The sequence below is a fragment of the Neobacillus niacini genome (assembly GCF_000759675.1).
Classification (GTDB): domain Bacteria; phylum Bacillota; class Bacilli; order Bacillales; family Cytobacillaceae; genus Neobacillus; species Neobacillus niacini_A.
The window spans coordinates 56860-81180 of sequence record NZ_BAWM01000020.1 but is presented as its reverse complement, the minus strand read 5'-3'; the positions used below and the strand labels follow the sequence as shown (position 1 = coordinate 81180).

Genomic DNA, 24321 nt, shown 5'->3' with positions numbered 1-24321 from the left:
ATAGGCTAGCTAAGTAGCCGCCTATCTTCATTCCCAAGGTTTTTCAGTTGTAAAATAACTCGCAAGTTCCTTACTGCTTTTTCGATGTTCTTTACGTTTTTCAGCTCTTTCTTTTCCTGTTTCAAACAGCTTTTTTTCCTCTTCGGTTTCAGGAACAATCTCAGGAACCTTTGTTGGTTTACCATTTTCATCTAAAGCAACAAAGGTTAAAAAAGCGGTAGCAGCTATTTTTCGATTACCCGTTATTAGATTCTCAGCAATTACTTTGACGAAAACCTCCATTGAACTGGTCCCAGTCCAGGTAACGAAAGATTCAATACATACAGAGTCCTGTTGAGTAATCGGACTTAAAAAATCAACAGAGTCTGTTGAGGCGGTAACAACTTCTTTTCTTGAATGTCGCACAGCCGATATGGAGGCAATCATGTCCATGTCACTCATTAACTTGCCCCCAAATAAGGTATTATGATTGTTTACATCATTCGGAAATATTCTGCCCGTCCTAACCACTCTTGTTTCATTACACGTTTTTGAATCCATATGTCTCCCCCGAATCTTATGATGAATTTATTTTTAGCTGTAATCGTATTCTATAATCATTCAGATTGCAATAAATTTAGGTTAGAATTTAAGCGAGCGATAAGCAATTATGATAAATTACATATATGAATACATATAATGGAGGTAACCATGCAAAAAGAAATCAGCCAGGCATTAAATGTGAAATCTGAGATTAATCCTAAGGAAGAAATAAGAAACCGAATTAATTTCTTAAAAAGCTATTTGTTAAAAACAAAGGCAAAGGGTTATGTATTAGGAATTAGTGGCGGGCAAGACTCAACATTGGCGGGAAGGCTTGTTCAGCTCGCTGTTGAGGAACTTCGAGCTGAAGGTAAGGATGCATTATTTATTGCAGTCCGCCTGCCTTATGGTGTACAGCAGGATGAAGCGGACGCTGTCCGTGCTTTGAACTTTATTCGTCCAGACCGTGAGTACACCTTTAATATTCAAAGTGCTGTCGACGCCGTTCAATCCGAGTATAATGCTGTTTCTAAAACTGAACCATTAAGTGATTATCATAAAGGTAATGTGAAGGCGAGAATGAGAATGATTGCTCAATATTCCTTTGGTGGTATGGAGGGGCTGCTCGTCATAGGGACAGACCATGCAGCAGAAGCGGTTACAGGCTTTTATACAAAATATGGTGACGGCGGAGCTGACGTCCTGCCGTTAAGTGGATTGTCGAAACGTCAGGGCAAAGCATTGTTAAAGGAACTAGGTGCAGAGGAAAGTCTATATATGAAAGTCCCAACTGCGGATTTGCTCGATAAGAAGCCAGGGCAAGCTGATGAGACAGAATTAGGGATTACATATGATGACATCGACGATTACCTCGAAGGGAAGCCTGTATCAAAAGAAATTGCAGAAAAAATTGAACAACGTTATCTACTTACAGAACATAAACGACAGCTGCCAGTATCAATGTTTGACCATTGGTGGAAATAACGAGAAGGGGGATCCATGTATCCCACTTCCTTTTATTTGAAAAATCCATAAAAATGATATAATTTAAACGATTATTTTTGCACGCTGGTTTTATAATTATAGATAAACCAATTGTAAATAAGGATGTGGAAAATATGAAATCAATTATGACGGAAACGAAGTTTCTGCTCTATACGGTTAGAGCCATTTTTCTATTGATGATGGTTCGTATTTTCCTATCACAGATAAATAACATCTATGATTAACAAAGAAACTTCAAGAAGGTCTCACCTTTGAAATGGTTTTTCAGGATAAAGTTTTGTTAATTTCCATAAAACCTTCTGTTGACGAATTTGGTCAAGATGCTATACTAGGAACGGCGATGGACATGACGGGGGTGTTTCCTCGAAGGGTCAATCCAAAGCAGAATAGGCAAGAAGAAAATATAAATGTCAAAATAGTAATGTAATCAAATCAAAGGATTACCTTACTATTTTTTTTGATTTTATATATTTTTGTGTGATATGTATATTTCCATTGACTATGATGGTGGTGCTTCGTATTATTACATTACTATAATAAATATTCGCCTTAGGAGGTTACATCTTGGGGAATTCAAATAAATTAGGTTTTTGGATATTAACGGCACTTGTCGTTGGAAATATGGTCGGTTCTGGTATTTTTATGCTTCCTCGTTCGTTATCTGAGGCGGCAAGCCCTGCGGGGGTTATGTTAGCTTGGCTTTTTACCGGAGTAGGTGTATTAATGATTGCACTTGTTTTTGGTAACTTAGCGATTCTTAAACCAAATTTAACAGGTGGACCACAGATTTATGCAAAAGAGCTTTTTAAGCCTGGATCACAAACTTCTGTACTTTCAGGCTTTATGGCGTCATGGGGTTATTGGATTGGAAATCTAGCAGGAAATGTAGCGATAATCACAACATTTGCAGGTTATTTATCAACCTTCTTCCCCATCTTAACGAGTCAAGCTGAGTGGTTTACGATTGGCGGTTATTCTCTAAAGGTTGGTAATGGGTTGACGTTTATCGTTTGTACCATTCTTTTATGGGGGACTCATTTCATAATTTTACGCGGCTTAGAAAGTGCGGGAAAATTAAATTTTGCAGCAACAGCCGCAAAGGTAACAGGTTTTATGCTATTTATTATCGTTGGTCTTTTTGCTTTTGAAAAAACAAATATGCTTCCATTCATGGAAACTCGATTAGGCGATTCAGGACAAACATTTGGGTTGATGTCTCAAGTTAACAATGCAGCCTTAGTTACGTTATGGGCATTCTGTGGATTAGAGTCAGCGGTAGTCTTTGCCTCACGTGCTAAGAGGAAATTAGATGTAAAACGGGCAACAATAGTTGGTCTTTTCATTGCTCTAGGTATTTATATCGGTATCAGCACCCTTGTTATGGGGATGTTGGATCAAAATACGCTTATTTCGTCAGAAAAGCCATTAATTGATGCGATTCAAACCGTTTTAGGTCCTGTAGGGGGAAAAGTATTAGCAGCCATTGGTTTAGTAAGCTTATTTGGCTCAACGATTGGGTGGGTTATGCTAAGTGCTGAAGTACCTTATCAAGCGGCAAAGCAAGGATTATTCCTGCCTGCTTTCTTAAAAGAAAACAAAAAAGGCCTGCCAATATTCTCACTTGTTTTAACAAATGGTATTGCACAGATTTTTATTTTTTCTACAGTCTCAAAGTCAATCTCAGGAGCATTCGACTTCATTATTGTGATTGCTACTCTTGCATATTTAGTACCATATTTTATCGCTTCCATATATCAGCTTAAATTAGTTATTAAGGGTGAATCCTACCAAAATACCAAGTCTAGAATGATCGATGGATTCATTGCATTGGTTGCAACTATCTATTCAGTCTGGGTTATCATCGCAGGGACATCAGACTTAAAGACCTTCATTTTGGGGGTTGTCCTTTTATCAAGTGGAATCTTCTTTTATGGCCCGTTTAAGAAAAAATATGCTAAAGATAATGAGGATAACGAACTATTATCAGCGTAATAAAAAATGTAACACCTGCTGGGTTTCTAGCAGGTGTTTTACATTTTAGTTGAGAAAATAGGGGATGATAAAATTGTGTACATTTTATATTTTTCCTTTACAGCCACAAAAGATTGTATTAAGATAATTTAATCCGAGAAAAACAATCAGAATTAGGAGGATAAGCAGAAATGAAGAAATTACCTATTATTTTTGCACTTTTAGTCAGCTTTATGTTGATATTGTCAGCATGTGGTAAAGCTGAAAATGCGAACGAGGAAAATAAGGAAGATAACAAGACTGCTGAAAATGCAGAGGATCAGGATTTATTAGCAAAAATTAAGGATGAAGGAAAGCTGCTAATTGGCACAGAGGGTACATATGCACCGTTTACTTTTCATGATGAAAGTGGAAAGCTTACCGGATTTGATGTTGAGATTGCGACAGAAGTTGCAAAACGTTTAGGGGTAGAACCTGAGTTTAAAGAAACACAGTGGGATGCCATTTTTGCTGGGCTCGATGCAAAGAGATTTGATATGATTGCGAACCAGGTTGGAATCCGCCCTGACCGCCAGGAAAAATACGATTTCTCTGAGCCATATATTAAATCAGCAGCTGTCTTAATTACACACAAAGATAATAATGCTGTAAAAACTTTTGAAGATATTAAAGGATTAAATTCAGCACAATCGTTGACAAGTAACTACGGCGATATGGCTAAAAAGTTTGGGGCCAATCTAGTTGGTGTGGAAGGCTTTACCCAAGCGGTTGAACTTCTTGCTTCTAAACGTGTTGACGTAACGATAAACGATCGGATTTCGTTTTTAGATTATACAAAGCAAAGACCTGATGCCCCAATAAAAATTGTCGATACAAGTGAAGATGCATCTGTTAGCGGGCTTATGTTTAGAAAAGATAATGATACACTAGTAGCTGAAGTTAACAAGGCTTTGACAGATATGATTGATGACGGCACATACACAAAAATCTCAGAGAAATGGTTTGGTGAAGATGTACTTAAATAGTATTTTTGCTGACCCAGAAAGAACCGCCCGATTGATTGACATTGCTCAAAGTTCCTTTCTGCCCCTTATGAAAGGGGCTATTTTTTATACGATTCCGTTAACAATTATTACTTTTATTGTCGGCTTACTATTGGCCATACTCACTGCACTGGCACGGATTTCTCATGTGAAGATTTTTCAAATCATTGCAAGGATATATGTTTCAGCGATTCGTGGGACCCCGCTATTAGTACAGCTTTTTATAATTTTTTATGGACTTCCAAGCATAGGGATTATTATTGATTCCTATATAGCCGCAGTGATTGGCTTTTCTCTAAGTGTCGGTGCCTACACTTCTGAAATCATTCGCGCAGCGATTCTTTCAACCCCAAAAGGGCAATGGGAAGCTGGCTATTCGATTGGAATGAGTTATTCACAAGTGTTAAGAAGAATTATCCTGCCTCAGGCAGCAAGAGTTTCGATTCCTCCACTCTCAAATTCATTTATTAGTCTTGTGAAGGACACTTCCCTTGCATCCCTTGTGCTTGTATCCGAGATGTTTCGCAAAGCCCAAGAAATTGCTGCAAGTAATTATGAATTTTTATTAGTCTATTCTGAAGCTGCCCTAATCTATTGGGTCATTTGCTTTATCCTTTCAAGCATCCAGCAGATGATGGAAAAGAAACTGGACAGATACGTGTAATAGGAGGGAGGGGATTTTTCGATGATTTTAATTCAAGGACTTTATAAGCAATTTGGAAAATTAGAGGTTTTAAAAGGTATTGATCTGGAAGTAGGAAAAGGCAAAGTGGTTGTGGTTATCGGTCCATCTGGCTCAGGGAAAACGACCATGCTCCGGTGTTTAAACGTATTGGAAACACCAACTAATGGTGTTATTAGTATTGAGGATAATACCTTAGATTTTTCCAAGAATGTACCGAAAAAAAATATCGCAGAATTTCGCCGATTAACAGGTATGGTGTTTCAAAGTTACAACCTCTTCCCGCATAAAACAGCTCTCGAGAATGTGATGGAGGGTCCGATAATTGTAAAAAAAGAGAACAGAGACGCTGCACGAAAAAAGGCGCAGGCATTACTTGAAAAGGTCGGTCTAGGGGATAAAATTGATTTTTATCCTGCACAGCTCTCAGGTGGACAACAGCAAAGGGTTGGGATTGCCAGAGCATTGGCAATGGAGCCAAAGGTTATGCTGTTTGATGAACCGACTTCAGCGCTTGATCCTGAGCTGGTGGGTGAAGTGTTAAAAGTTATGAAGGACCTTGCGAACGAAGGGATGACCATGATTGTCGTAACACACGAAATGCGCTTCGCAAGAGAGGCAGCAGATGAGGTTATTTTTATGGACCAGGGTGTAGTTGTCGAAAGAAATAAACCAGAAGAAATCTTCACCAATCCAAAAGAAGAACGGACAAGAAAATTCTTAAATATGATTCAGTAAGTGTTATGGCAAAAGTCATAGCACTTTTTTTATTATTGGGGTAAAATTTTAATAGAAATGTGAAACTTTTCCATTTTTAAAACGTATTGAAGTTGTGTACATAGGGAAGGGAGTGGTGCCGATGGAAGTATTCAATCTGCCATTAGAAACGATCTATTTGTATGGATTAATTGGATCAGGTATTTTAACCATTTTGTATGTCTTCTTTGCGGATGTTGTTCATTTTGACGGACCAGATTTTCTTAATCCGGTGATTATCTTTGCATTTGTAACGATTTTTTCAGCCAGCGGGTATTTATTCGAGAAACTTACCGCAATTCATTACTTGGCAATCTTAGGAATATCAGCAATAATAGCCCTTATCCTTGTTACTTTTTTAAATGTATTTGTTCTTATCCCATTGTCGAATGCCGAAGAGTCACTTGTTTACAAAGAAAGTGATTTAAGGGGTAGAATTGGAACCGTAATCACTGCCATTCCAGCAGACGGTTATGGTGAAGTACTGATAGAAAGTATAAGCGGAAGAATTGCAAAACCAGCGACAAGCTTTGATCGTGTTCAGATTGCGGATGGCACGAATGTGCTTGTGGTTGATATAAAAGATGGGGTACTACAAGTATCATCCCATCAAGAAATAGAGAAATATTTACTTTAGGGAGGTTGTTTCGATGGAATTAGGTTTTTGGATTGTTATTGGGATTGTTGCATTTATTTTAATTGCTTTAATTGGTGTTTTTATCACGAAGTATCGAACTGCAGGACCAGATGAAGCACTAATTGTTACAGGTAGTTTCTTAGGAAACGGGAATGTTCATGTTGACGAATCAGGTAATAAAATAAAAATCATCCGCGGTGGTGGTAGCTTTATTTTACCAGTATTTCAACAGGCAAAGCCGCTTAGCTTGCTTTCTAGCAAGCTTGAGGTAACAACACCTGAAGTGTATACAGAGCAAGGTGTACCAGTTATGGCAGATGGTGTCGCGATTATTAAAATTGGCGGTTCCATAAGTGAAATTGCCACTGCAGCTGAACAGTTCCTTGGTAAAGCGAAGGAAGACCGTGAAAATGAAGCAAAGGAAGTCCTTGAAGGTCACCTGCGCTCGATTCTTGGTTCGATGACGGTGGAAGAAATTTATAAAAACCGTGATAAATTCTCGCAAGAGGTTCAACGAGTCGCTTCACAGGATTTGGCGAAAATGGGTTTATTGATCGTTTCGTTTACCATCAAAGATGTTCGAGATAAAAACGGTTACCTTGATTCCCTTGGTAAGCCGCGTATTGCTCAAGTGAAACGAGATGCTGACATCGCTACAGCTGAAGCTGATAAAGAAACAAGGATTAAAAAAGCGGAAGCAGCTAAAGAAGCAAAGCGGTCTGAACTAGAGCGTGCAACCGAAATCGCTGAAGCAGAAAAAATTAATCAATTAAAAGTTGCAGAGTTCCGACGTGAACAGGACAGTGCTAAAGCCCGAGCTGACATGGCATACGAGTTGGAAAGTGCAAGATCGAAACAGGAAGTAACGGAACAGGAAATGCAAATTAAAATTATCGAAAGACAAAAGCAGATTGAACTTGAAGAAAAAGAAATTCTACGCCGAGAGCGTCAATATGACTCAGAAGTAAAGAAAAAAGCTGATGCGGATAGGTATTCTGTTGAACAGGCAGCAGCAGCGAATAAAGCAAAACAAATCGCAGAAGCCGAAGCCAATAAGTATCGTATTGAAGCAATGGCAAAAGCGGAAGCAGAACGAGTTCGCTTAGATGGTTTGTCCAAAGCAGAAGCACAAAAGGCACAAGGTACTGCAGAGGCTGAAATTATTCGTCTGAAGGGTTTAGCAGAAGCCGAGGCAAAGGAAAAGATTGCAGAAGCGTTCGAGCAATTTGGTCAAGCAGCGATCCTGGATATGATTATCAAAATGCTTCCTGAATATGCGAAGCAGGTAGCTAGCCCACTTTCTAATATTGATAAAATTACTGTAGTAGACACTGGTGGTTCTGGAGAGAATGGCGGTGCCAATAAGATTACTGGATATGCTACAAATCTAATGGCCACTCTTCAAGAATCGTTAAAGGCTTCTAGTGGAATCGATGTCAAAGAATTAATCGAGAACTACTCAGGAAAAGGAAATGTAAAGCGAAGCATTGAAGAACTGACTGACACGATGAAAAAAGCAGAATAATAGCGATACAAATCCTTATCAAAATTTGATAGGGATTTTTTTATCAAAAAAATAGGACACCCCTAGGGCATCCGTATGTAAAAAAGAGAGATTAAAATTTGGGAGAGCAAGATGGTTAATACCAAGTATAAACCTTAGAGAGTTAAGTATCTCTTTCATTGCTACAGGTACATCCTATCGAGAAATATTGTAGATGTTATGAAGAAGTTGTGATGAATTTGTGAAGATGAAAAAAGGAAATCCCCAACATGATATATTATTGTTAAGGGGAGTGAGAACAATGAAAATACTACTTGTTGATGATGAAAAAAGAATCATAGAAGTTCTCGAAGCCTACCTCGAAAGAGAAGGTTATGAAATTCATTGTGCTGATAACGGAATTGACGCCTTAAAAAAAGCGAAAACAATAAACCCAGATTTAATTATATTAGATTTAATGCTTCCCGATATTTCTGGTGAGGAAGTATGCCGTTTAGTAAGAAAAGAATCGGATGTTCCGATTCTGATGCTGACCGCTAAGTCTGCAGAAGATGATCGGATAAATGGGATTGTCATGGGGGCAGATGATTATTTAACAAAGCCATTTAGCCCTCGGGAAGTGGTGGTAAGGGTTCAAGCAATACTAAGACGAGTAAAGAAAACTGAAAAAGTGGAACGAATTGAATTTAATAACAAACAATTGGCGATTGACCTTAGCAAAAAAGAAGTGATCGTTAAAGGGCAGGATGTTATTTTGACACCGATTGAATATAAGCTGCTCACCAATATGGCTTTAAATCCGGGAAGAGTCTACAGCCGAATGGATTTACTCGAAAAAATCCAAGATGAAGGAATGTATTATGAAGGATACGAGCGCAGTGTTGATACGCATATAAAAAATCTTCGGAAGAAAATCGAATTGGACGCTAGACAGCCAACGTTAATCCTGACAGTATTTGGGATGGGGTATAAATTTGGAGGGGTGCTAGATGTTTCAAACACTCCGGTCTAAAATTCTCTTTTATTTATTACTCAGCTCGATGATTGGGATCCTCTTTGTTAGCTTTTTTATGCAGTGGGGATTTGAAGAAAGCTTTAAGAGTTATTTAGACCGGAACCGAGAGAAGAAGATTGATAGAATCATCACAGAGATTGAAAAGGATTATAAGAAGAATGGACATTTTACAAGTGATCCTGTATTTGGTCTCCTGCATGAGCATGCAATGACAGATCAGCTCTATTTTCAATTGTTTGATCGAGTGGGACAGCTGCAGATGGATTCATCCAATATAAGAGGAATGTTGAATAGTTTAGGACTAGCCGAGCCAGAACCAAATGGGGAGGAATGGCATTCCGCTTCCTATACGCTAAGAGTAGACAATAATATCATTGGAAAGCTCGTTGCTATTTACCCGGTGGGCTTAATTGATGATGAGTACAATTTTTTACAAACGATTCAGTTATACATTTATGGTGCTGTGTGTTTAACAATCCTGTTATCGATTCTATTTAGTATGTTATTTTCGAAAAAATTAACCTCTGGATTAAATAAAGTTTCCTTTGCAGCAAATGAACTTCAGCAGCATAATTTATCAATCCGAATTCCTTTAACTGGATTACCAACTGAGGTTAAGCAGCTCGCGATATCATTTAATAATTTAGCAGAATCATTGGCAAAGGGAGAAATGTTAAGAAAACAATTCACTGGAGATTTAGCCCATGAACTCCGGACACCACTTGCCACATTAAGAAGTCAAATTGAGGCATACCAGGACGGGATTTGGGAGCCAACCCCAGCTCGATTACAATCAAGCCACGAGGAGCTCATGCGATTAGTAAGACTGGTTAATGAGCTTGAAAAGCTGCTTGCAGCGGAAAATCCACAAATTCGATTGGAAAAAGTAGAAGCAGAGGCTGGCATTGTTTTAGCAGCATTATGGGAAATGTTTTTACCATTATTTAAGCAAAAGGGTGTTCACCTTCATATCGTCGAGCCTGATCAGGAACTCTTTTTCCCAGCCGACAAAGACCGCTTGATGCAAATTCTCTCCAACGTTTTGAACAATGCTTTAAAGTATACGCCTGAAGGGAAGAATGTAACAATCTCCATATTAACTGAAAAAGAAGGCTATGTTGGCTTCAAAATTGAGGATGAAGGGTCAGGTATGGCGGAGGATGATATTCCGCATATCTTTGAGCGCTTTTACCGGGGCGATAAATCACGCGACAGAAAAACAGGCGGGGCTGGTATCGGGCTCTCGATCGTCAAGGCCCTAATGGAAGCTCATAAAGGAATGATTAAAGTAAAAAGTCGAATTAACAAGGGAACAAGCATCATTTTATGGTTCCCCGAAGAAGACGATTAAAAAAAGGCCGCTATCTCATGATGGATAGCGGCTTTACTGTATTGTTGCTTAAGGGATAAAATTTCTTCCATTCATTAAGAAATGGAGAGGTAGCTGAATTGGGATGTTCAAGGACCCTCTGGGTAGGTCCATACTGCTTTACCTCTCCATTTACAATAATGGCAAGAGTATTGGTTAGATAATTGATTTCCATCAAGTCATGACTGACGAAGACGGTTGTGGTTCCCGAACCTTTAATAATTCCTTTAAAGTCATCCATTAATTTAATTTTCGTTGGAAAATCTAATGCCGAAAAGGGTTCATCAAGAAAGAGAATTTCGGGTTTGACAATCATTGCTCTTGCAAGGTTTACACGCTGTGCCTCACCACCTGAAAGGAAATGGACATTTTTTTTCGCAAGATGACTGATTTGAAACTGATCCATCCATAACAAAACCTTTTCTTTAATTTCTGCTTTGGGAACATTTCTAAGCTTCAAGCCAATCGCAATATTTTGAAAAACAGAGCCTTCTAATAACAATGCTTGCTGTAATGCTACTGAGAATTTTCTCCGCAGTTCAAGTGAGGGAGTTCCCTTTGGAACAGCTTGCCCACGGTAGAAAATTTCACCACTACTAATGCCGTCTAGCATGGCCATTACTTTAAGCAATGTACTTTTTCCAGCGCCATTAGGTCCCATTATTCCAAGAAATTCACCTGCTTGGAGTTGGATATTAGGAATGGAAAGAATATTTTTATGATTCGCTTGGTAAGTAATGTTTTTAAGCTCAATCAATAGGTTCATGATAATCGCTTCCTTTGCTGTAGCATCGTTAAGGCTGCTGTGATCAATAGTGCAACGGTTAATAAAATGAAGGAAATCGCAAGAGCGACATCAAAGTTCCCTTTTGATACTTCCATGACAATAGAAGTGGTGAGAATACGCGTATCTCCTTGAATATTCCCACCGACCATCATGGCAGCACCGACCTCAGCAATCACACGACCAAAGCCTGCCATGATGGCAGCAACAATGGCGATTTTCGTTTGTTTTAAAAGAATCATAATGGTTTGAATTTTTGTTGCACCTAATGCTTTTATTTGTAAAAGCATTTTATCATTGATTTGTTGAAAAGCAGAGCTTGTTAAGCCAGTTACGATTGGTAAGGAAACAAGCACTTGTGCCATTACAATCGCTGTTGGGGAATACAATAATTGTAAATGACCAAGGGGGCCAGAGCGCCACAAGAGCATGGTAATCCATAAGCCAGCCACAACGGGGGGTAAGCCCATACCAATATTAATGAGGGTTAGGATTACTTTTCTGCCTTTAAATCTTTTCAGCCCAAGGAACATTCCAAACGGCAAGCCAATCAAGGAACTAATTAGGATAGCCATAAGGCAGACTCTAAGCGTCAGCCAGGTTATTTCAAGAATCTCACGATCGCCCGTGAGAATCATCTCTATCGCTTTCCTTAAGCCATCAATTATTAGTTCCATCCTGCCTTGCACCCTTCCACTATAAGCTGCGTTTACTCGGTATATTTAAAGAATAATGATTGTCCGTAATCTTCCTTACCAAAACCTTCGATTACATCTTGTGTTTCGCTACTAATCATAAACTCTACAAACTTTTCTGCATCTTTACTGTTTACCATGTCGTGTTTCTCTGGATTTACCTGCATGACATGATAGATATTCATTAAATCTTTTCCGCCCTCAACAACAATTTTAAGATTTGTTAAGTTCTTTTCTTGTGCAAGCCAAGTAGCACGGTCCGTTAAAATATAGCCATTTTTCTCATTTGCAATTTGTAAAGAAGCACCCATTCCTTGACCTGTTGAGATATACGTGTCACCACTCGGTTGGATGTTGACAGCAGTCCAGATGCCTAATTCCTTTTTATGTGTACCAGAATCATCACCGCGAGTAACAAAATTAGCTTTTGTTTCGTTGATTTTTTGGAATGCTGCGTTAATATCCTCTCCACTTACGCCTGCTGGATTATCTTTTGGTCCTACTAAAATGAAATCATTGTACATCACGCGCTTACGATTGACAGCGTCTCCGCTTGTTACAAGTTCTTCTTCTGATTTAGGAGCATGAACTAAAAGGACATCTGCTTCACCTTTTGTCCCCATTTCTAATGCTTGTCCTGTACCAACTGCAATCGTTTTTACTTTAACATTGTTTTCTTCTTCAAAGATGGGCAGTAATACATCTAACAAACCGCTGTCTTGTGTGCTAGTTGTAGTAGCAAGAATTAGTTCAGTAGGTTCTGCCTTGGGTTCAGTCTTTTTCTCTTTTGCGTCAGCTTGATCAGGTTCGGTGTTTCCACAAGCTGATAAAATAAGAAGCATGAATACAAATAGTGTAGCAAAAAAGCGATTCTTTAACATGATGTTTCCTCCGTTTTACTAGTTTGGTATATTATTTTTCCTAGATCTTGTATATCATAGCCTTCTAAATCAGTTAAACTGCTTTTAAACTCTGGAGATTGTAGATATTCAATTAAGTCTGTTAAGCTTTGTTTGTTTTCATTCGTAAAGCGAAACACAAGATCAAATTGTTCCTTAGCAACCGGTATGAAATCAAGACCTAAATGACTTGCGGCAGATTGAATTCCAAAGGCCACATCAGCCATACCTCTACTTATATAAGAAGCTGTTGATAGATGGTTCCATTCTTCGTTCGTGTAACCACTTATTTTTACTGGATCGATTCCATTTCTTGAAAGCATAGAGTCTAAAAGAAATCTGGTCCCCGCACCTTTCTGACGATTAACAAACTGAACCTCATTTCTAGAAAGATCATAAAAGTCAGAGATACCTTTTGGATTTCCCTTTGCTACAATAAAGCCTTGCTCTCTAGAGACCAATCGAACAACAGATATGGATTCATAAACAAAGAGTTGATGGATAAAAGGGAGATTGTATTCTTGTGATGCTGGATCCAAAAGGTGAATGGCTGCAATATCGGATTGCCCTCGATAAAGCATCATTAAGCCTTCAAGGCTGCCTATGTAAGTTGGCTGGACCTGCAGCTGCAAATCTTTAGCTGTTTGTTTAACAAAATGCTCAACTAGAAAGTCATGGCTTCCGGATAGTCGTATAGGTAGAGAAGTCTGTATATTAGGCTGATCCACCTGCTTTTTTTTTGCAGGAGCTTTTGTGCTCTCCTTATATCTTTCGATCTCTTCGTGTTCAATCCGCATTTTATTTCCAACTTTAAATGCCTGTAATTCACCTCGCTTGATAAGTTCATAAACAGTATGTTTCGAGATTTGGAACAGTTGAGCTACTTCATCTGGTGTATAAGCCTTTCCATTCATCCATAATGCCTCCTCTCTTTTCGCACTGTAAAATATAATACAAATATAATATGATTCAAGTGACTTTTGTTAAGTTTCGTTAAGTTTTGTTTGGTTTTATTCGAAATTGTCACCTTTTGTTCACGGATAATCGGAAAAGTTCACACTTTCTTCATAAACGTCACTTATTGTTCATCAGTGAACAATGAAGTTTGTTGTACTATATGGATAGAGAAAAAATATATAAATTAAAAGGGTGGAGATCAGATGTCAAAACTTCTTTATATAACTGTAAACCCCAAAAATGATATAAAACTTTCGAAGGGTATGCAGCTTGGAGAGGCTTTTTTAGAAGAGTTTAAAAATCAAAAGCCTGAAGTAGAAATTGAACATATGCATTTATATGATATGGATATCCCTCAAATTGATATGGATTTGTTATACGCTCGTGCCAAATTATCCTTCATGGGCAAAACCTTTGATGAACTTACAGAAGGGGAACAAAAACAAATAACTGCCATGCATGCGTTAGCAGACCGCTTTATTGATGCTGATTATTATGTGTTTGTAACTCCAATATGGAACTTTGGCTCCCCAGCTATTTTAAAAGCCTTCCTTGATAATTTATTTATTGTGAATAAGACGTTTGTCTATTCGAAGGAAGGTGCTAAAGGAATTCTTACGAACCGCAAAGCCCTTCATATTCAAACTCGTGGTGGAATCTACTCAACTGGCCCAATGGTTGACTTTGAATTTGGTGACCGTTTTCTAACAAAAGTTTTAGGATTTTTAGGAATGGAAGTAATACCTACCGTGTTTGCCGAAGGTATGGATCACTTCCCAAAACAGGTACCTGAAATTATGGCAAAAGCAAAAGAACAAGTTATTGAAGCAGCAAGAGAAATGGCAAAAGAAAAAGTTACAGTATAATAACAAACAAAAATGCGACTCGATAAACGAGCCGCATTTTTTTCATTAAAATAGAGTGGGAAAAGGCTGTCTGGTCACAATTAGAGTCTGGAGTGACCGAAAAGTGAAAAGAAGAGATAGTTGGGTCACTCCAAGGGGTCTGGAGTGACCCAAAAGTGAAAAGGAGAGAAAGTTGGGTCACTCCAAGGAGTCTGGAGTGACCGAAAAGTGAAAAGAAGAGATAGGTGGGTCACTCCAAGGAGTCTAGAGTGACCGAAAAGTGAAAAGAAGATAAAGTTGGGTCACTCCAAAGGGGTTGGAGTGACCGAAAAGTGAAAAGGAGAGAAAGTTGGGTCACTCCAAGGGGTCTGGAGTGACCGAAAATCAAAAAGAGCAGCAGTCACGGTCAATATAAGCGGTCTATAGTAGCCGAAAATGAAAAAGAGCGGCAGTCACGGTCACTAAAGCAGGTCTATAGTGACCGAAAAACAATAAGAGTAGTAGTCATGGTCACTATAAAAATTATACATTAGAATTTCCCTATATACTGGAAGAACAAAACAGCAAAGCCAAGCACCCAGACATAAAAGGCAAAAGGTTTTAAGGAATGTTTCTTTAAAAATCCAATCATCCACTTTACAGCAAAATATCCAAAAACAGCAGAGGATACAATACCAACAATCAAGGCAGATAGAGAGATTTCTTCTCCCGTACCGCTAAATAAATCTAATGACTGAAGCACGACTGCTCCGGCAATGGCTGGTGTAGATAAGAGAAAAGAGAAATATGCAGCCGTTTCGTGGTCTAATTTCCTCCATAGTGCAGCCACAATCGTGAAACCTGAGCGTGAAATCGCTGGGAAAATGGCAGCTGCCTGAAAGGAACCAATGATCAGAGCATCGGTATAACTTATATCATCCATTTTTTTATAGCCGTTCTTTGCTGAATCAGCAATCCATAGAAATAAACCGGTAACTAAAAACTCCCACCCAATAGTAACTCCTGTCTTAGATATTTCCTCAAAGTAGTCTTTAAAAAGCAGACCTATCACTACAGCTGGAATCGTTCCGACAATTAACAGGAAGGTGAGTTTACTAAAGGGGTTTCTAATAATCTTAATAAACTCGTCCTTATAAAAGACAAAAACGGCAAGTAAGGTACCTACATGCAGCATGGTATCAAGTAATAGACCCGCTTCCTGTAATCCAAATAAATTCCGTCCTAAATATAAGTGTCCCGTACTGCTAATTGGTAAAAATTCAGTTAATCCTTGAATAATTCCTAATATGAGTGCTTCTAATTTACTTAACATATTCAACCTCTCTTTCTGCACCATAAGAGCCTGTACATAGTATAGATATGCGCGATCATCAGCAAATAATTAATAATTTTTTGGCTTTGTTAAAGAATAATGTTGTTTTTAACCACTTGTTTATTTTCGTTACAGGCACGAAGACTCCTGCGGGATAAGCGAGACAGGCGAGACCCCGCAGACACGCAATGTCGAGGAGGCTCGGCGGTCGCCCGCGGAAAGCGAAGTGCCTGGAACGGAAATCAACAACCAAGTTTAACAGAGCAAATTTTTTAAATATTACTAAGGCAAAAATAGTGCAAAAGAGGCGGAATCTCCCATAAAATATAATTAAGTACTTTTGGAGAGGAGCTGCACATTTGAAAAATAACCATCTACATTTCAATACATCCATCGGAGTTAAGAAACCAGAAAATATTAGAAATAAACAGCAAGCATGCCCTTTTTGTGCAAGAGAAGAGTTGACAGATCTCATTGAAGTGGATGGACCAATCATACTTTTAAAAAATAAATATCCTGTTTTAGAAAATGCCTACCAAACGGTATTGATTGAAACGGATGATTGCCATGGTGAATTATCTACCTATGAGCTTCCCTATCTACATATGCTCTTACAGTTTGCCATCAGGCATTGGCTTGAACTTGATAAAACAGGAAAATATGAATCGGTTATTTTTTTTAAGAATCATGGTCCATTGTCAGGGGGGACCATTGCGCATCCTCATATGCAGATAATTGGTTTAAATGATATTAACTATAAGGAAAACATATCGGAAGAAGTGTTCAAGGGTATTACTATAGAAGAAAAAGATGGGGTCACGTTTACTTTATCGACAAAACCGAAGGTCGGATTTTATGAGTTTAATATTGATATGGACGATTCTAGGTATAACGAAACCTTCGGGGTTAATCTTCAAAAAGCCGTGCATTATATTCTAAATAACTTCCCATTTAAAGCAAGCAGCTACAATCTTTTCTTTCATCATTATAATAAAAGAATATATGTGAAAATTGTTCCCCGATTTGTCACGACTCCACTTTATATCGGCTACGGGATCCCACAGGTGCCAAACAATTTACATTGGATGGCAGATGATATAAAAAGTATATATTTCGCTGACAAAGGAAGCGCCTAAACAAGGAGCTTCCATTTTCTTTGTATATGTAATTTAACCCATTCTCTGTTTATAAGTTGTGCTTTGCTCTATAAGAAAATATAATGAAATAATGTACAAGTTCCTTTTGAGGTTTTGACATAAAGGAGTGTGAATGATGACATCATCTAATAATAAAACTTCAAAACTTGATTATAATCTTGTTTTCATATTAATTTTATTATTTCTGGCTAGCTGTTTATCGATTTATAGTGCTCAGGCAAGCGGTCAATATGACAGTAACTTCCTTATAAAGCAAATTATCTTTTATGGAATTGGGTGTGGAATTATTGCCGCTGTTATTAGGCTCGACTCCGACCAGTTAAAAAAATTAACTTGGTATGCTTACGGAGTAGGAATATTTCTACTTGTTCTTTTAATCATAGCGCCAGAAAGCATTGCCCCGGTGATTAATGGAGCAAAAAACTGGTTTAAGGTACCTGGGATTGGTTCACTCCAGCCCTCTGAGTTTGTCAAAATCTTTATTATATTAGCGTTAGCAAAAGTAATTGATGATCATCACCAAAAGAACCCAGTTAAAACCATTTCCTCTGATTTTTGGCTGCTAATAAAGCTTTGCGTCGTCACGATGGTACCCTTAATGCTTATTATTAAGCAAGACTTAGGGACTTCGCTCGTATTTTTAGCGATCCTTTTAGGGATGATTTTTATTTCCGGCATAACATGGAAATTACTAGTACCAATATTTTCAATTGGAACTGCACTTATTTCGGTCATTTTTTATTTTGTATTGTTGAAGCCAGAGATTCTTGAAAAATATTTAGGTGTGCAGCAGTATCAATTTAGCCGTATCTACTCTTGGCTGGATCCCTATAACTTTCAAAGTTCAGCAGGTTACCAGCTGACAAGATCACTCTTAGCAATTGGCTCAGGACAAACTGGTGGTAAAGGATACGGGAATAGAGAAGTATATTTGCCTGAAAGCCATACCGATTTTATCTTTAGTGTCGTCGGAGAAGAGTATGGTTTTATTGGTGCAAGTGTGCTAGTTAGTTTATTTTTCTTGTTGATTTACCATATTACAAAGGTTGGTATGGAAACAAAGAATAATTTCTATACGTATATTTGCGTCGGTGTAATCAGTATGATTACTTTTCACGTTTTCCAAAATATCGGGATGACGATAGGTGTGCTGCCGATTACAGGTATTCCATTACCGTTCATCAGCTATGGAGGTAGTTCGTTGATGGGGAATATGTTAGCAATGGGTTTAATTTTCTCCATTCGCTATCACTATAAAAAATACATGTTTTCTACAACAGCATAAAATAAAAAAGAACGAGGTCATGGCAGCCTCGTTCTTTTTTATAGCATTTTTTTGAATTTATTTTTCTAGCATGATTTTTTCAAGATCATCCAGCATGATGTTTGCAGCAAGAACACCGCCAGCTGTATTCCAAGTAGCATCACTAACCTCATAGGCTTTTCCATTTTTAACGGCATTTAAATTTTTCCAAAGTGGATCATTTGTCCATTCTTTCGCTGTATCAAGGGCTGCTTGATCACCGTTTGGTGCATATGTGAAGTAGAAAAGGATGTCTCCGTCCATTTTTGGAATGACTTCTTTTCCAACCTCGATTGCAAGATTGCCTAGCTTATTATCAGGAGTGAAAAGCTCTGCTTGTTGTTCTGCGCGTTTTAATCCTAATTGATCAAAGATAATCCCAGAGAAGGAATCGGTGTAATAAATTCGAGACTTTCCAGCCATAAAACGGACAACAGAAACTTCTTGATTTAGCTTATCACCGAGGTTTCCTTTTACATCTTCTACGTGTGCATCAAAATCGCTTAAAACTTGGTTCCCTTTTTCTTCTAAGTTTAAAGCCTTTGCATAAAGTTTAAAGTTTTCTTTCCAATCTCCTCTTAGTGTTTCCGAAAAAACAGTAGGAGCAATCGCGCTTAATTGGCTGTAAACCGCTTCTTGACGCAGCTTGTTACCGATAATTAAATCCGGTTTAAGCACTGCGATTTTTTCCAGATTTACTTCTCCCTCAACACCTACAACTTCGACGCCATCCATATCTTTTTTGATATGATCATACCACGGATCGCCAAGCCAAGATTGAACTGCACCAACTGGTTTTACTCCTAGTGCAAGTAAGGCTTCAGTACCTTCATTTGTTAATATAACGACCTTTTTAGGCGTTTTTTCTAATGTCGTTGATCCCATAGCATGTTCTACAGTATAGCTTGTATCTTCTGTTTTCTTAGCATTTTCATCTTTTGCTGCCGGTTTCTCTTCAGTGTTTCCGCAAGCAGCGAGAAGGAAAATAGCAATTAATGAAATGACTGCAAATAAATTTTTAAAACCCTTCATCTTATGTAACCCTCCAAATAAATGTTGTTAATGATAATCATTTTCATTTACAAACTAATAATAAAACGATTTCAGTAGTGTGTCAATCATCAAAATGAAAATGATTATCATACTCATTGAAAATTTTGTGAAGCCGTTTTTTAACAAATGAAAATGATTATCAACTCATTGACAGTTTTCCGCTATTCTAATAGACTGATACATGAAAATACAGATACATAAAGACGCATTTTATATATTAAGTAGTTTAGAAGGGAATTCGGTTATGCTGCTAAAACACACAGGTCAAAGGTGGGCGGGACTTTTTATTGCTATTATTGTATTGCTTTTCTTAATCTCAGCAAGTATTGTCTACGGGTATACAGATACTACTTGGAAAATGGCTATAGATGCTTTAACTAATTTTGATGGTTCAAATGAACATATTGTTATCCAATCTGTCAGAATCCCCCGTGCGTTTATCGCTGCTGCGGTGGGTGCAAGTTTAGCTATTTCGGGTGTCTTAATGCAGACAGTAACGAAAAATCCTCTCGCATCCCCTGATATTTTTGGGGTCAATGCGGGAGCCGGAGTTGCTGTCGTCATTGCCGTTACGGTCTTTAGTGTAGGAAGCCTTCAACTATTTACCTGGTTATCCTTTGCTGGTGCAGCTGTAGCCGCAATAAGTGTCTATGCAATTGGGTCGGTCGGCAGGGAAGGGTTAACACCCATGAAGCTAACACTTGCCGGAGCCGCAATGACAGCGTTATTTGCCTCCTTTACACAAGGAATACTCGTCTTAAATGAAGCAGCCTTGGAGCAAGTATTATTTTGGCTTGCGGGTTCAGTGGCAGGAAGGAACCTTGAAAATCTAATTGCTGTCCTTCCCTATTTAGTAGTAGGTTGGATTGCTTCTTTAGTCATAGCAGCAAAAATGAATGTCTTATCTATGGGTGAGGATGTTGCCAAAGGTCTTGGATTAAACACTGCACTGTTAAAAATAATTATCGGGATCGTTGTCATCCTGCTATCAGGAGGAGCAGTTGCTGTTGCAGGACCAATTGGATTTATTGGAATAGTCGTACCACATCTTACCCGTTCGATCGTAGGAATTGACCATCGCTGGGTCATTCCTTTTTCCGGTCTTCTTGGAGGGGTGCTTTTACTGGCTGCAGATATCGCCTCCAGATATATTTTAATGCCTCAGGAAGTCCCGGTTGGCGTCATGACGGCGATTATTGGAACCCCATTTTTTATTTATATTGCTAGAAAGGGGTTCAATGGGCGATGAGTAAATACAAAATCTTTCGAATCAAACAAGGGAAAGTTTCTTATTTAATTGATATAAAGGCGTTATTTGTGTTTATTGGATTGTTACTTGGAACCGCAGCTGTTTTTGTTATTAGTACGGGATTAGGAGAAATGAAAATCAGCCCTTTAAATGTACTGAAGGTGTTTTTCGGCGGCGGGTCTGAGATGGATGCCCTTGTTATTCAATCCTTCCGATTACCAAGAATCATTGTTGCTTTAATGGCAGGGATGGGACTGGCAGTAGCAGGGGGGATTTTACAGGGGATGATCCGAAACCCGCTTGCTTCTCCTGATATGTTAGGGATAACAGGTGGAGCATCTGTTGCGGTTGTTGGTTTCTTGGCGATTTTTAGTGATAAGAATCATGTATTAACCGTTAGTATACAATGGTTGCCAGTTGCTGCCTTTATCGGCGCGGCAGTAGTGGCCTTTCTAGTATATACTTTGGCATGGAAAAATGGGGTTTCTCCTATTAGACTTATTTTGATTGGTATTGGTTTGATGAGCTTAACGAAGGCTTTGACCACGTTTATGATGGTTTTAGGTCCTATTTACCAAGCAAGCCAGGCAAACATTTGGATTACGGGCACAGTCTACGGGTCAACTTGGAAAAATGTTGGTGCCCTTGTACCGTGGATAACCATACTGGTTTTCATTGCATTCATCTATGCAAGGAATATCAATATTCAGGAACTTGGTGATGAAGTAGCAACAGGCCTTGGCGGACGAGTGCAAAAACAGCGCTTTGTATTAATGCTGCTAAGTACCGGTTTGGTCGGGGGTTCGGTTGCTTTCGCTGGAGGAATCGGTTTTGTTGGCTTGATGGCACCGCATATGGCTAGAAGATTAGTTGGCTCTTCCTTTGGAGCGTTGTTGCCTGTATCAGCACTCCTGGGAGGAATTTTAGTAATGCTTGCAGATTTAGTTGGGAGAACATTATTTTCACCATTAGAAATTCCTGCGGGTGTCTTTACGGCAAGTATTGGGGCACCATACTTTATCTACCTATTATTTAAGACTAAAAACACTTAGTTTTCAAAAAAGAGAAGTCCATTTCCCTTGAAATGGCTTCTCTTTTGTTAATGAAAGTACATTTTGTGAACAAAATAGTATATACAAATGAAAATGATTTTCATACTCATTGACAATCATTATCAATTAATTATAAACTTAGAACTGTAGACAATATTAATACTATATAAGACGTTAATACAGCCACTAAATGGGTTTAAATCATAAACTATAAACAAGCCTTATTAACATATACTTGATTGATTACAAAAGGAGTGGGCAGATGATGAATGCGGTTGAAACGAAAAATTTATCACTTTCATATGGGGATACACTCATCATTGATGAATTAAATTTAAAAATTCCTAAAGGTGAAATTTCCGTTTTTATCGGAGCTAATGGCTGCGGAAAATCAACTCTCCTTCGTTCAATCGCCCGTCTTCTTAAGCCAAAATCCGGTGCCATTATTTTGGAGGGTGAAGCCATTGCTAAGCTTTCGACGAAAGAAGTAGCGAAAAAAATGGCGATACTTCCTCAATCACCGGCTGCTCCTGAAGGACTGACGGTCCTTCAACTCGTTAAACAGGGACGTTATCCTCATCAGTCTTGGTTAAAACAATGGTCAGAGGAAGATGAGAAAAAGGTTAATGACGCGCTAAAAGCTACTCGGTTAGAGGATTTGAAAGAACGAACGGTTGATTCTCTTTCAGGTGGACAGAGGCAGCGCGCATGGATTGCTATGACTTTGGCACAAGATACCGATGTCATTCTTTTAGATGAGCCGACAACGTATTTAGATATGACCCATCAAATTGAAATTCTTGATCTCTTATTTGAATTGAATGAAAAGAAAAGAAGAACTGTTGTAATGGTACTTCATGATCTTAATCTGGCCTGCCGCTATGCACACAATATTGTTGCCCTAAAGGATCAGAAGATTTATGCACAAGGAAAGCCTGAGTACGTAGTTAATTGCAGCCTTGTCAAAAATGTATTTGGTATGGATTGTGAGGTTACCATGGATCCTTTATTCGGTACACCGCTTTGTATTCCATATGGAAAAGGAAGATGTATCCTCCAAAAGGCAGCCGTATCCAATGGTTAATATACTAAAAGAAAATGATTTGAGCGCCTTACAGAAATATAGGCTCAAATCGGAAACAGGTAAATCATTTAACGTTGCAAATTTAATGGAAAAGGCATATGCAATTGATTTCATGAAGAATTTAGCTCTTACGATTGGTGCACCTTCAGAAAGAACAGCAGCATCCATTTTTATAAAAAGATATGCATTTATTGCTGTCATTTCCCTTTTTGCGATGACAACAGGAAATAAGAAAATGAATCTATCTTTGGACAATATTGAAATGGAAGAAGTGGAACGCGGGAAAGACTGGCTGCCGATGATTTCATTAAAGGATTCATCTATCGAGGAATGGTATGGTGAAGACCGGGATGAATGGCGGAAAAGTGTATATCGTGATCTTTTTGCTAACAATATCTACCCGATCATTGAGCATTTTGAAAAAACGTTTAAGATATCCAAACTAATCCTGTGGGAAAATATCGCGGTTTACCTATTCTGGCTTTATGAAACGGAGTTAAAGGATAGCGAAAATCCAAACATTCTAAATGATTTCCGTTTCTTAATCATGGAAGCAGAAGGTAATCTGTTTGGAAAATATAACCTTAATCCTATCCAAAAGTATTATTCCGAGAAGAGTTTTCCAGATGAGGTAAGAATAAGAAAAACATGTTGTTTAACCTATCAGCTTGGGTCGAAACGATGTAAAACATGTCCATGTACGCATATTGCTAAGGATGGAGTGTGTTACGATGGAGAAAATATTTGCGGAGCAGTTCGAAGCATTACTTGAAAAATATAGTGACCTGCTTGTTGGTGAGTCCAGTGAGGAAACCAAGGATAAGGTAAAGACCTGGGCTTTATATACCCATATTGCCAAATCAATGCCAGCCTTAGCGAAGCACTGGAATGAACTCTATCCGGAAGCGAAGGAAGAAATGAAAACAATCATTAATGAAATTAAACAACTAAACGAACAACATCGTGCTACTAAAAGATAAACAGGAGGCTTTTGAAGCCTCCTGTTTATCTTTTATATTGATTATTTTGGCTGTTAACCTTGTTTTTCTCTGCTGGTTCTCCGCCAGGACCTGCGTTTCCTTGAACGCTAGCAGCGCTTACGCCTCTTTTAGATGGATCTTTCTTCATTTTACCCATACTTCATCACCTCATTACTAGGATGCCCAAATCGTAGTCTTTATGTATATGGTAAGGAAAAAACTATTTTTAAAATTGGCAGTGTTAATGCTTATTATTGATTTTGGCACTCTGTTGATTTGCGTGGAAGGCACGTAGACTCCTGCGGGAGGACGGGGCAGGGGAGACCCCACAGGCGCTTAAGCACCGAGGAGGCTCCCCGAACCGCCCGCGGAAAGCGAAGTGCCTGGAGCGCAAATCAACAGACCAATTTAGCACTGCAAAAAAAAAAATAAATTTTCCGCGTTTAT

At 38.5% G+C, this 24321-nt stretch carries 25 protein-coding genes; 17 read left to right on the top strand and 8 right to left on the bottom strand.

The genetic code is table 11. The annotated features are described in order from the left end of the window. Window positions 1-27: 27 nt before the first annotated feature. Window positions 28-540 (bottom strand): acyl-CoA thioesterase, encoded by a 513-nt coding sequence (locus tag TR08_RS10355; RefSeq protein WP_045518044.1) that lies wholly within the window; start codon window positions 538-540, stop codon window positions 28-30. Between the two features lie 150 nt (window positions 541-690). Here TR08_RS10355 and nadE point away from each other — a divergent pair, with 150 nt between their 5' ends. From nadE to TR08_RS10310, 9 genes are all read left to right on the top strand, one after another. Continuing rightward, window positions 691-1506, top strand: coding sequence for an ammonia-dependent NAD(+) synthetase (gene nadE / locus TR08_RS10350; protein ID WP_081954431.1), 816 nt, complete (start codon window positions 691-693; stop codon window positions 1504-1506). A 585-nt stretch (window positions 1507-2091) separates the two neighbouring features. Then, window positions 2092-3519 carry an amino acid permease gene (locus tag TR08_RS10345; protein ID WP_045518041.1) on the top strand — a complete coding sequence of 476 codons (1428 nt, stop codon included), beginning with the start codon at window positions 2092-2094 and terminating at the stop codon, window positions 3517-3519. Between the two features lie 170 nt (window positions 3520-3689). Beyond that, the gene (locus TR08_RS10340) at window positions 3690-4523 is read left to right on the top strand and encodes an amino acid ABC transporter substrate-binding protein (protein WP_045518039.1); all 834 of its coding nucleotides are present in this window, start codon (window positions 3690-3692) and stop codon (window positions 4521-4523) included. Beyond that, window positions 4510-5205, top strand: coding sequence for an amino acid ABC transporter permease (locus TR08_RS10335; protein ID WP_193747733.1), 696 nt, complete (start codon window positions 4510-4512; stop codon window positions 5203-5205). Before TR08_RS10340 ends, TR08_RS10335 begins: the two co-directional genes overlap by 14 nt. 21 nt (window positions 5206-5226) lie before the next feature. Beyond that, entirely contained in the window at window positions 5227-5961 is a 735-nt protein-coding gene (locus tag TR08_RS10330) for an amino acid ABC transporter ATP-binding protein (protein ID WP_045518035.1), read from the top strand. A 121-nt stretch (window positions 5962-6082) separates the two neighbouring features. After that, a complete protein-coding gene (locus tag TR08_RS10325) occupies window positions 6083-6616 on the top strand; it encodes an NfeD family protein (RefSeq protein ID WP_045518032.1) in 534 nt (177 codons plus the stop codon). Between the two features lie 13 nt (window positions 6617-6629). Further along, on the top strand, window positions 6630-8141 hold the full coding sequence (locus tag TR08_RS10320; RefSeq protein ID WP_045518031.1) for a flotillin family protein: 1512 nt from the start codon (window positions 6630-6632) through the stop codon (window positions 8139-8141). A gap of 280 nt (window positions 8142-8421) precedes the next feature. Next, window positions 8422-9132, top strand: a complete 711-nt coding sequence (locus TR08_RS10315) for a response regulator transcription factor (RefSeq protein WP_045518030.1) — start codon at window positions 8422-8424, stop codon at window positions 9130-9132. After that, window positions 9110-10486: a HAMP domain-containing sensor histidine kinase gene (locus TR08_RS10310; protein WP_045518028.1), complete on the top strand. Its 1377-nt coding sequence runs from the start codon at window positions 9110-9112 to the stop codon at window positions 10484-10486. The genes TR08_RS10315 and TR08_RS10310 overlap by 23 nt, the downstream gene beginning before the upstream one ends. Window positions 10487-10496: 10 nt before the next feature. On the opposite strand, the gene TR08_RS10305 is transcribed toward TR08_RS10310, so the two are convergent. From TR08_RS10305 to TR08_RS10290, 4 genes are read right to left on the bottom strand one after another with little or no spacing between them, the layout of a single operon-like run. Then, the gene (locus TR08_RS10305) at window positions 10497-11270 is read right to left on the bottom strand and encodes an ATP-binding cassette domain-containing protein (RefSeq protein WP_045518027.1); all 774 of its coding nucleotides are present in this window, start codon (window positions 11268-11270) and stop codon (window positions 10497-10499) included. Continuing rightward, a complete protein-coding gene (locus tag TR08_RS10300; RefSeq protein WP_045518026.1) occupies window positions 11267-11965 on the bottom strand; it encodes an ABC transporter permease in 699 nt (232 codons plus the stop codon). Before TR08_RS10300 ends, TR08_RS10305 begins: the two co-directional genes overlap by 4 nt. A gap of 32 nt (window positions 11966-11997) precedes the next feature. Next, a complete protein-coding gene (locus TR08_RS10295; protein ID WP_045518025.1) occupies window positions 11998-12864 on the bottom strand; it encodes a substrate-binding domain-containing protein in 867 nt (288 codons plus the stop codon). Further along, a complete protein-coding gene (locus tag TR08_RS10290) occupies window positions 12858-13796 on the bottom strand; it encodes a substrate-binding domain-containing protein (RefSeq protein WP_045518024.1) in 939 nt (312 codons plus the stop codon). Before TR08_RS10290 ends, TR08_RS10295 begins: the two co-directional genes overlap by 7 nt. Window positions 13797-14042: 246 nt before the next feature. Between TR08_RS10290 and TR08_RS10285 the strand changes: the two genes are divergently transcribed. Beyond that, the gene (locus TR08_RS10285; protein ID WP_045518023.1) at window positions 14043-14705 is read left to right on the top strand and encodes an FMN-dependent NADH-azoreductase; all 663 of its coding nucleotides are present in this window, start codon (window positions 14043-14045) and stop codon (window positions 14703-14705) included. Between the two features lie 508 nt (window positions 14706-15213). Here the strand turns inward: TR08_RS10285 and TR08_RS10280 are convergent. Beyond that, a complete protein-coding gene (locus tag TR08_RS10280) occupies window positions 15214-15996 on the bottom strand; it encodes an undecaprenyl-diphosphate phosphatase (protein WP_045518021.1) in 783 nt (260 codons plus the stop codon). A gap of 359 nt (window positions 15997-16355) precedes the next feature. On the opposite strand from TR08_RS10280, the gene TR08_RS10275 reads away from it, so the two are divergent. Together TR08_RS10275 and TR08_RS10270 are read left to right on the top strand one after the other, a co-directional pair. Beyond that, on the top strand, window positions 16356-17132 hold the full coding sequence (locus TR08_RS10275) for a DUF4931 domain-containing protein (protein ID WP_045518020.1): 777 nt from the start codon (window positions 16356-16358) through the stop codon (window positions 17130-17132). Window positions 17133-17268: 136 nt separating this feature from the next. Continuing rightward, complete coding sequence (locus TR08_RS10270; protein WP_045518019.1) at window positions 17269-18438, top strand: FtsW/RodA/SpoVE family cell cycle protein; 1170 nt, start codon at window positions 17269-17271, stop codon at window positions 18436-18438. A gap of 57 nt (window positions 18439-18495) precedes the next feature. Here the strand turns inward: TR08_RS10270 and TR08_RS10265 are convergent, their stop codons facing one another. Next, window positions 18496-19488, bottom strand: a complete 993-nt coding sequence (locus TR08_RS10265; protein ID WP_045518018.1) for an ABC transporter substrate-binding protein — start codon at window positions 19486-19488, stop codon at window positions 18496-18498. Window positions 19489-19753: 265 nt separating this feature from the next. Between TR08_RS10265 and TR08_RS10260 the strand changes: the two genes are divergently transcribed. The 5 genes from TR08_RS10260 (at window position 19754) to TR08_RS10240 (ending at window position 23874) form a co-directional block, all read left to right on the top strand. After that, on the top strand, window positions 19754-20758 hold the full coding sequence (locus TR08_RS10260) for a FecCD family ABC transporter permease (protein ID WP_045518017.1): 1005 nt from the start codon (window positions 19754-19756) through the stop codon (window positions 20756-20758). Further along, the gene (locus TR08_RS10255) at window positions 20755-21810 is read left to right on the top strand and encodes a FecCD family ABC transporter permease (RefSeq protein ID WP_045518016.1); all 1056 of its coding nucleotides are present in this window, start codon (window positions 20755-20757) and stop codon (window positions 21808-21810) included. The genes TR08_RS10260 and TR08_RS10255 overlap by 4 nt, the downstream gene beginning before the upstream one ends. A gap of 265 nt (window positions 21811-22075) precedes the next feature. Further along, a complete protein-coding gene (locus TR08_RS10250; RefSeq protein WP_045518561.1) occupies window positions 22076-22894 on the top strand; it encodes an ABC transporter ATP-binding protein in 819 nt (272 codons plus the stop codon). Continuing rightward, entirely contained in the window at window positions 22887-23666 is a 780-nt protein-coding gene (locus TR08_RS10245; RefSeq protein ID WP_052427406.1) for an IucA/IucC family C-terminal-domain containing protein, read from the top strand. The genes TR08_RS10250 and TR08_RS10245 overlap by 8 nt, the downstream gene beginning before the upstream one ends. Further along, window positions 23626-23874 (top strand): DUF2573 family protein, encoded by a 249-nt coding sequence (locus tag TR08_RS10240; protein ID WP_045518015.1) that lies wholly within the window; start codon window positions 23626-23628, stop codon window positions 23872-23874. The genes TR08_RS10245 and TR08_RS10240 overlap by 41 nt, the downstream gene beginning before the upstream one ends. Before the next feature lie 25 nt (window positions 23875-23899). On the opposite strand, the gene TR08_RS30945 is transcribed toward TR08_RS10240, so the two are convergent. Further along, on the bottom strand, window positions 23900-24031 hold the full coding sequence (locus TR08_RS30945) for a YuzL family protein (protein WP_081954429.1): 132 nt from the start codon (window positions 24029-24031) through the stop codon (window positions 23900-23902). Between the last annotated feature and the right edge of the window lie 290 nt (window positions 24032-24321).